Consider the following 9,235-nt stretch of genomic DNA (forward strand, 5'->3'; position numbering starts at 1 on the left):
ATGAGCTATCTATCCAGTTAAAATCCTGTAGTGAACTGTTTCAGCTAGAATAGGGCAATAGACAGTGATACTTCCCTACCTAATGCACAGTTTTAGATGAAACAGTCCAGTAGGGTGCGTTAGGCACAAATAACACTAGGGAAATCAAAATTAGCAAAATGATTGCCGTAACGCACAGAAATCTGACTATCTCTTAACAGTTGCCAAAGATTATTAAATGTGGTAAGATGTAAAAATTATGCCTAAAGCATCGGCTAAAAGTTAAATAAATAAGCAAAAAGTCAATCCCTTGGCAACAAAAGTTAATAAATAGCTGAAAATCTTATTAATGCTAATATTTTAGGATATTTACTCTTTCTTACTTTTAATGGCTAAAAAAATTAACCGAGATCATGCTAAGAAACAACCTCATCCGTTGATGGAATTAGATAGTTTAAAAGATATTCCCACGGGAAAATTAGCGGGAAAAATGGCGGTAGTTATAGATTTAGTCACGAGACTACCAGTAGAAATTTGGGTGGAAGAAAATCCGCAAACTTCTGATGTTAAATTTGAACAAAATATCCTTAATTTAATAAAAAGTAAAACATTATTATTATTAGATAGAGGCTTTTGTCATTTTCAATTTTGGCAAGAATTAATTAACAAAAATATTGATTTTATAACGAGAATAAAAAAAGGAGCATCTGTAGAGATATTAAAGCGATTTACCAATAGTCATGACTTAAAAGACAGCTTGATTAATATAGGTTGTGGCAAAAAGGGAACGCCAATTGTTACTTTACTTTTAGTGGAAATTAGATCAAAAAATAAATGGCATTCGTACTTAACATCAGTAATAGATCCTCAAATTTTACCTCCTCATGTGGTGGCTAATTTATATGGTAAACGTTGGCGAATAGAGGAAGTATTTAATATAGTAAAAAGATTATTGGGGTTAAGTTATTTATGGACAGGTTCAGTTAATGGAATTAAATTACAAATATGGGGAACTTGGCTATTTTATGGAATATTAATAGACTTAGGAGATGCGGTAGCAGAGGAGTTATCATTACCATTTGATTCAATTTCAATAGAAATGATATACAGAGGATTATATCACTTTATAGTTGCTTATAATAAAGGGGAAGAAAAAGACGTGGTTAAATATTTTTCATCTCCAGAAAATAGAGATTTAGGAATTATAAAAAGAAGGCGAAAACCGAGGCAAAAATTGATTATCGCTCCATTTCCAGAAGTGGGGAAAAATCGAAAAAATTTTTTCTTTGAAAATCCCTTGACACCTTGCTTTTAGCCTTAACTTCTAACCAATGCCCCAGATCTAGACATCCCATTTTGAAATCTTGCCTTTTTTCCTGAAAGAGAAATAAGTTATAAAAGTGCATTTAGTAAAAATATAAAATATTAAAATCAATAGATTTTATAGACAATTCAGTTTAATTAAATATTTCAACTATTAAATTTAAATAAGGATAGTTTATATGTATGGATAAAATTAATTTACTAGAAATTTTAGAACGCATGGTTCCAAGCGAGTTTAAAAAATTAGTCTTTTGTTTAAATGTTCCTAAACAATATTTACCAGGTAACGATACATCTCAGTCAGACCAAGCTCTGGATTTATTAAGGTGGGCAGAATCGCCTAATGGTTGTACCTTAAGAAAGGTTGGAGAAAATTTATTAAAATTATGGGAATTTACTGCTACTCAAAAAGGTATTGATAAAGCCGATAAAAAGTTGCAACAGTTATATTCAGATATAGATAATTTTGCTAAATCTATATCTGTTAATGAAAATATAGTTGATAAATTTTTCAGTAAAGAACCTATAAAATTTGATACATTTAAAAGAATTTGTCAAAAGTTAGAATTAGATTTAAATGAAGTAATAAATGTAAGTGAAGAATTAAATAGTTTAATTAATAGTGTAATTCCAGAAATAGATCGTGTAGATTGTCAAGTTAATAGTGTTAATTATGAAACTTTAATTTCAACAATGACAGGTGAAAAATTAAACCAGATTATCGAAAAAATAATCAAAGGTGAACACACTGAAGCTCATCTATATCAGTTAAGCAAAATATTAAGTAATACCGATAAGAGCCAACTAGCTCTGCAATTGGGTAAGTTTAATGTTAATATTACCGAAGGAAAAGATATACATATAGGCGATCGCATTTACCCACAATGGACTAAAGAAGCGATAAAATCTTTCATTGAAGTATTAGAAGGAAATAAACAAGTGATCAAATCTCTGGTTGAGATCACTAAACAAAATAAACCTGCTAAAACAACACAAAAATTAAGAGTTATGGCAACTGATTTTTTAACTGTTCAAGATAAAATACAATTAAGTAGGGTTTTAGCAAAAAGTAATCGATTGAGAACACCAAATGAACGTACTGATTTTTTGACATTTTGTGGTTTAGAAAAGTATTGTAGTTCAGTTCAAATTGCTGATTCTTCCGATAAGTTTAGTATTAGCATTTATAACCAACTCTCTAAAGATTATGTTGATAATGATCAAAAATTAGCCTTAGTTGTATTTTTAGAATATCTAATTGAGCTTGATTCTACTTTATCTCAACAGGATAAGGAATTTATTCAACATATAATTAATAAAGCAGAACAATCTAATATTGGTAAAAAAATTAAAGAAGCACCCCAAGAAAACAAAAATCAATCTATAGTTGATTTTAATAATAAATCTGTCTATATAGATCAAAGAAGTGGAGGTAATTATTTTAAAGGTTCAGTTACTATTAATAATGGTGATATAGTTGGTGGAAATCAAATCAAAACAAATCAATAAAAGTTATTTTTTCAAAAGTTTTTAACTCAAGGAGATATATTGAATGAATGATAATACTGAGAATGACCAACAATCACATGAATATAATCCCCCTGAATTTTCCAGTCAAAATGAACAAGAAAAAAAGCATAAATCAATAAGAGATCTGGTTCAAAATTTTGTTAAAGATAAAAATCAAAATATTGATGAAATTTTACCTTGTTTAGGTTTTGCTAATGTTTTTATTGATGCTCGTAGTGGAGGTAATTATTTTGATGATCAAGTGGGTATTACAGGAGATGTAGTTGGCGCTCATCAAGAAAAATGGGGAGTAAACTCTATTAAAAGAACTTCCATACGAGAAGTAGCAGGACCAATAATTAATCGTGAAATTGAAAAGATTAGTAATGTGTATATTGAACCGTCAAATTATTCTGATTACCAATACATTTTGCAACAGAATCATATTTTAATTATATGGGGAAATTTGCATTTTGGAAAGCGAGCAACTGCCATTTATCTCATTCTCTCACTTCTAAAGTCTGAAAATGTTTTTGAGCTTAATCCCACTTTAGATTTAGAAAATTTGACAAAGTTTCAAGGAGAAAGTAATCAAGGCTATATCATAGATCAACTATCACCTGAAACAGCTAAAGAACTTAACAGATATTCTTTAAATCGTATTAGTCAGCAACTAAAAAACAATCAAAGTTACTTAGTTGTTACTATAGATAAAATAGTTCAATTATCTTGGACAGAATTAAGTCCATATATAATTACTTATAATGATTTTCCTCAACCTAAACAAATATTAGAAAAACATTTAGCATGGAATCAAGAAATAAAAATACTTTCGAGTAAATGTGTTGAAATCATCGAAAAATCATCAGTTCAAGAACTTCTTGAAAATAATACATTACTACCTTGTGATTTAGCTCAACTAGCAGAATTATTATCAAAATCACTTAACAAGGAATTCACTTTCGATGAAGCATTAGCTAATTTCGTTTTAATAGCTAATCAACAAGTAGAATTATGGTTTGATCAACATTGGGACTTGAGCCAACGTACTTTTATGATAGCATTGGCAGTTCTTAATAAAAGTCCTTATCAAATAGTTTTTGAAGCTAGTAAAAGTTTACAATCTATCATTCAAACTCCATCAAATGATGAAAAAAATATTGTTCCCGAAAATAAACTTAGTGAAAGATTAAAAGAATTTGCTGCTGATTTAAAGAAAGATTTTAAAAATACAGAATATGGACAAAGTACAGTTGAGTTAATTGTTTTTAAAAATTCTGGATTTCAACCTGCTATATTAGGTCATGTTTGGAAGGAATATGATCAGTATCGTAGCTATTTACTTTCGTGGTTAAATGAATTGGGATCTCATCCTAATTATGAAATTAGACTTAAAGCCTCAGCAGCAGTTGGTGAATTATGCAAATATGATTTTGGTCTAATTCGTGAAAGAGTATTATTACCTTGGGCAAATTCTGATGACCGAAAATTACAAAAACTAGCAGCATTAGCTTTAAGTATTCCCATATTTGATGGCAGTCTTGCTCCACAAATACTTAAGTTATTACATCACTGGAGTACATTACCTAACAATCCTCGTTTACTTTTGACTGCTACTATAGCCTATGGTGGTTATGTCGGTTTGCGTTTTCCAGATCTTGCACTTAGAGACTTATTGACGATCGCTCAATCACAAGACGGATTATTATTTTCAGAAGTCATCCAAAGTTTAATTAGTCTTTTTGAAATAGGAAAAATTATACCTAATCAATATTTGTTTGTTCTCATTGCATTGCAATTATGGACAGAAGACAGAAAAAAATATATACTTAATTATATAGGTTTACTTGTTTTTTCGTTATTAATGGCTAATTCTCAAATTACACAAGAGTGTAATGAAACTAATATACCAACATTACTATGGTTAGTAAAAGAAAATAATTTATGCAAAGAAATAATAATTGTTTTAATACGACGTGCTTTAAATCTTAAAGAAACACGCTTATCTGTATTAAACACAATTCATGATTGGTTGGAACTCGTTAACTATGATCGCCGACTATATCCTATAGTTGGAAAAATTATTTATAATATTGTAAATCAAGGAAATCAACAGGAAAGAGAACGTATAGCTACTTATCTAAAACGATGGGCATCAGAAAAACCGCCTCATGATAATTCTGCATGGAAGGTTTTGTCTGTTCTTAAAACACAAAAACATCTAAATATAAAGTAATTAAATCCATTTCAATTAATAGGAGATTTAAAAATGGGCGATCTAACTTATAATCCCATTTTAGAAAAAAAAGAAATTAGTGGTTGGCGACTATTTCAAAAACGTCCAATACCAGAACCTCAAAAAGCCCTAGTCTTTTCAGGAGAAGGACAACCATTACTAACTCTTAAGCAAGGACAAAAAGGACTTACCAGTGGTGAAATGTTTTGGGGTAAGTATAATTGGTTATATAAAGTCGATTTAACTGAACATCCTTTAGAGTTTAAGTTTAATCTTCCTTGTAAGTCAGATGCTTATGATTTTCATACTGAGGTTAATTTTATTTGTTTAGTCTGTGATCCAGCAATGATTGTCGAGCGAAATGTGACCGATGTTAGTCAATGGTTAGAACCTTTAATTATTGATGCTTTGCGAAATATAAGTCGTAAGTATGAAGTTGACCAAAGTGGAATTGCTGAGCGTGAAATGAGTTCAATAGTCAGTAAAAAAATATATGATGAAGGGTTTAAGGTTAAAAATTTAGTTCTGAAACTTTCTTTAGAACAAGAAGCTCGTACATTTATTCGGACTCAGAGAAGCATGGAAACAGCTATTCAAGAGGAAAAAAAGCAACTTCAAAATCAGCTTGAAATAGAAAAGCAGAAACAAGAGTTAGAAAAACAAAGATTGAAGTTTGAACTAGAAAAACAAAGACAGCTCCAACAGTTTGAAGCTGAAATGATGCAACAAAAAGCCAAAATATATGCAGATATGCTTCAAAGTGGTCAATTACAATTATTAGCGCTTCAACTTGCACAAAATCCCCAAGATATAGCAGGCGTTGCACAATATTTGAATCAACAAAAACAAAGTGAAAGAGAATATCAGCTTAAAATTCTCAAAACTTTACTAGATGCAGATGCTCTTGAAGGATGGCAACTTAGTGAAGTTGGTAAAAATGCTCTTCAAAGTTTAGTAGGAGCAACTGAAGCATCTACACCAATGCTAGAAGATAGTAAATTTAATAATAACTCAGAAAATCCCAAGCCTGAATCACAGGAAGACAAAATTGAAGATGAAGTTTCTGATTCTGTAAATTCTGAACCTCATTTTAATTACGAAAAAGATGGATGATTTATCTTTTGAATAGATGTAATAAAGTTCGTGACAATTAATCATTAAATATGGCTCATTAATTTGAAAACTAATAATAATAATCTTATTTAAGAATAGAGATGATCATGGATATTTTTAGATCTTTTTTTCGTTTAATATGGGAAAACATTCCTCTTTCAATGCCTTGGAAAAATATAATTTTTACCTTAATATTAATCATCTTTTTATCATGGTTAATTTGGAGAGTTTTACCTTGGATATTAAATCATACTTCAACATTATTTTTGAGAATTAGTGAGTTTATATTTGCTCTTCCTCTCTTACTTGATTATCACATAGTAACAAAAAAAAGGCGAAACAATAATCTTCAACCTTTATCAATAAGTTACATGTTAGGCGATTTACTTAGCTTTTTTGTTAGAATTATTTATAGAATTGTTAATAAATTTAAACAAATATTTTATTCTTCATTAAATAATAAATGGTTTCCTCGTAAATCTTTTTTAATTGTTCCTTCAATTTTATTACTATTAACATATTCAATATCTAAAAATTGGTGGCATTCATTTGATAATTGGTTAGTAACTGGAGAGTGGGGAAATATAGGTTTATTATCTGAACCTATTCCTATTGCCCCCAAAGAATTTGTAATATATTATTATAATCTTATTAATAATGATCAGTATAGAAAAGCATATAATTGTTTATCTCCAAATTTTCAGAAGAATACAAGTAACTATGATGATTATTTAAAATGGTGGAATAGAGACGTACAACAAGTTGATATAACTAGAATTAATACGGTTTCAGAAGATGATAGTTCTGCAATAGTAGATGTTCGTTTGCAATACTTAATGAAAGAAACACCAAAATGGACAACTGAAGAAAAACTCATAAGGTTATATTTAACTTGGGATTCTCAAAAAAATCAATGGTTAATTGATGCTTCAAAGTTTATTTAATAAACTGTGGCGGACTGCAATTATCTAAGAGTGGGAATGCAATCATCGGCACTTCATTTTTTTGTTCATTTAAATTACTATTACCTTGTTTTTCTAAAATATTCCAATACAAAGGTATTCCATGATTTCTATATATTAAGCTAACCATCAAAATATTATTTTCTATCCACTGGGTCCTATCCCATGCTATTATCAGCAGTGACATTGGTTTAAACTTCATTTCAATAATTTTTTGGATAATCGGTAACCAAATCAAACTGATGCTTATACTACTTAATGCTAAAAACCTTTGAATATGTTTTCGACGGCTTTCTAATAAAATTGGCAAAGATAAATAAGTGGCTAATTTACAAACTTTGACATGTTCGATGTTCGTTAATTATTTTGATTAGTATTAATACTCATCCTACCTTCTCTGATTTAGCGATCGCCCATATCCTAGCAAGAAATGGTACTCAAGTTGAATCAGTAGAAGAAGCCGATATTACCTTTGGTTTAGAAGATTGTACTTATAGTACACAAGAACCAGCTAAAATTCTATCTGAACTGCTGTAAAAAAATCTGGTAATTGTAGGGGCGCTGAATATCTTTGCGCCCTGTTTTTTTTAGGCTAAGTCTGAGTTTTATGGTTGTTCAAAACTTTTACCCTCACAGCTATCAAAAGGTTCAATTAGTTGCATTTTAGCTTTTTTGGGGTTAAAACTCGGCTCAAATTCGGTAAAAACATCATAACAGGCATTTAAAAAATCAGTATTAGTTAAATCAGCTTTTAGCAAAGAAGCACCCCGTAAATCGGCGTTAACTAAATTAGCATTATTGAGTTTAGTCTGATTAAGATTACTTTTGTGTAAATTAGTTTGTTCAAAGTTAGCCTTACTCAGATTAGCTCCTCTAAAATTACTCTTATGTAATTGTAAATGGTCAAATTGTCCCTCGGTTAAATTAGCGCCTTCTAGCAAAGGGTAAGAGGTTAATAAAGAAGCATCATTAAGAAACATAATTAAATAACGTTTTCTTTCACCATCGAGTTGCCCTAAAGTTTCTTGAGTAATAGCTCTTAACAAAAAAGGATTTCTTTGAAGTTTGTTTACAGAATTCTCAAGAGTAAGTTTAGATATTTGATTTAAATAATCAGTTAAGACAGTTTGACGATAACGGTCTAGTTCAAGTTTATAATTAGCGCTATCATCTTGTAACTGTAAAGGACGATATAAAAATTGTTCGCTAAAAAGATTAGATATAGTGAGAAAACCAATAATTAAAGTAGTTGTAGCGGTAATTAGAGAACCAATAATAGGACCTATAGCTATTTCAGGAATGTGAACCGAGGTACTGATAAGTTCGGCTATGGCGTTTATATAAGAATATAAGGTTTTTTGAATTCTTTGGGCAAATTTAGCTATAAAATTACGAGGAGGTTGATTATTATCGTTTGACATTCCATCTTAGGAAAGGTACGTTTTAAGGTAATTATATCAAAACAAAAAATACTTTCAAGAGTTAAAATCCTGTAGGGTGCGTTAGGCACAAATAACACTGGGGAAATCAAAATCAGCAAAATGATTGCCGTAACGCACCGAAACCTGACTATCTCCTAACGATATTTCATTTCAGGGTGCGATCGCACTAAAGAAACTTAAAATCCTGTAGGGGTGCGTTAGGCACAAATAACACTGGGGAAATCAAAATCAGCAAGAATGATTGCCGTAACGCACCGAAACCTGACTATCTCCTAACGATATTTCATTGAAGGAGCGATCGCACTAAAGAAACTTAAAATCCTGTAGGGTGCGTTAGGCACAAATAACACTGGGGAAATCAAAATTAGCAAGAATGATTGCCGTAACGCACCGAAACCTAACTATCTCTTAAAGGTATTTTATTGAAGGAGCGATCGCACTAAAGAAACTTAAAATCCTGTAGGGTGCGTTAGGCACAAATAACACTGGGGAAATCAAAATCAGCAAGAATGATTGCCGTAACGCACCGAAACCTGACTATCTCTTAAAGGTATTTCATTTCAGGGTGCGATCGCACTAAAGAAACTTAAAATCCTGTAGGGTGCGTTAGGCACAAATATAGCAAGCTCGCCAATAGATGTTGACAAAAATGATGAAAAGCCCCCCTTAGT

7 protein-coding genes and 1 pseudogene are annotated in these 9,235 nt (G+C 30.6%); 6 read left to right on the plus strand and 2 right to left on the minus strand.

The annotated features are described in order from the left end of the window. Positions 1–421 precede the first annotated feature (421 nt). The 5 genes and pseudogenes from MW688_RS01890 to MW688_RS01910 all read left to right on the plus strand — a co-directional run. A pseudogene (locus MW688_RS01890) lies at positions 422–1,294 on the plus strand (IS4 family transposase); the annotation flags it as partial. A gap of 191 nt (positions 1,295–1,485) precedes the next feature. Further along, positions 1,486–2,811, plus strand: a complete 1,326-nt coding sequence (locus MW688_RS01895; protein ID WP_486734215.1) for a hypothetical protein — start codon at positions 1,486–1,488, stop codon at positions 2,809–2,811. Positions 2,812–2,854: 43 nt separating this feature from the next. Then, positions 2,855–5,047, plus strand: coding sequence for an nSTAND3 domain-containing NTPase (locus tag MW688_RS01900; protein WP_486734216.1), 2,193 nt, complete (start codon positions 2,855–2,857; stop codon positions 5,045–5,047). Between the two features lie 33 nt (positions 5,048–5,080). After that, on the plus strand, positions 5,081–6,160 hold the full coding sequence (locus MW688_RS01905) for an SPFH domain-containing protein (protein WP_486734217.1): 1,080 nt from the start codon (positions 5,081–5,083) through the stop codon (positions 6,158–6,160). A gap of 107 nt (positions 6,161–6,267) precedes the next feature. Beyond that, a complete protein-coding gene (locus tag MW688_RS01910; RefSeq protein ID WP_486734218.1) occupies positions 6,268–7,104 on the plus strand; it encodes a hypothetical protein in 837 nt (278 codons plus the stop codon). Here MW688_RS01910 and MW688_RS01915 read toward each other — a convergent pair. Then, entirely contained in the window at positions 7,097–7,432 is a 336-nt protein-coding gene (locus MW688_RS01915) for a hypothetical protein (protein ID WP_486734219.1), read from the minus strand. The genes MW688_RS01910 and MW688_RS01915 overlap by 8 nt on opposite strands. Positions 7,433–7,488: 56 nt before the next feature. Here MW688_RS01915 and MW688_RS01920 point away from each other — a divergent pair, with 56 nt between their 5' ends. Next, the gene (locus tag MW688_RS01920) at positions 7,489–7,659 is read left to right on the plus strand and encodes a hypothetical protein (protein WP_486734220.1); all 171 of its coding nucleotides are present in this window, start codon (positions 7,489–7,491) and stop codon (positions 7,657–7,659) included. Positions 7,660–7,727: 68 nt separating this feature from the next. Here MW688_RS01920 and MW688_RS01925 read toward each other — a convergent pair whose 3' ends face one another. Next, positions 7,728–8,543, minus strand: coding sequence for a pentapeptide repeat-containing protein (locus MW688_RS01925; protein ID WP_486734221.1), 816 nt, complete (start codon positions 8,541–8,543; stop codon positions 7,728–7,730). Between the last annotated feature and the right edge of the window lie 692 nt (positions 8,544–9,235).

The organism is Johannesbaptistia floridana (genome assembly GCF_057440575.1).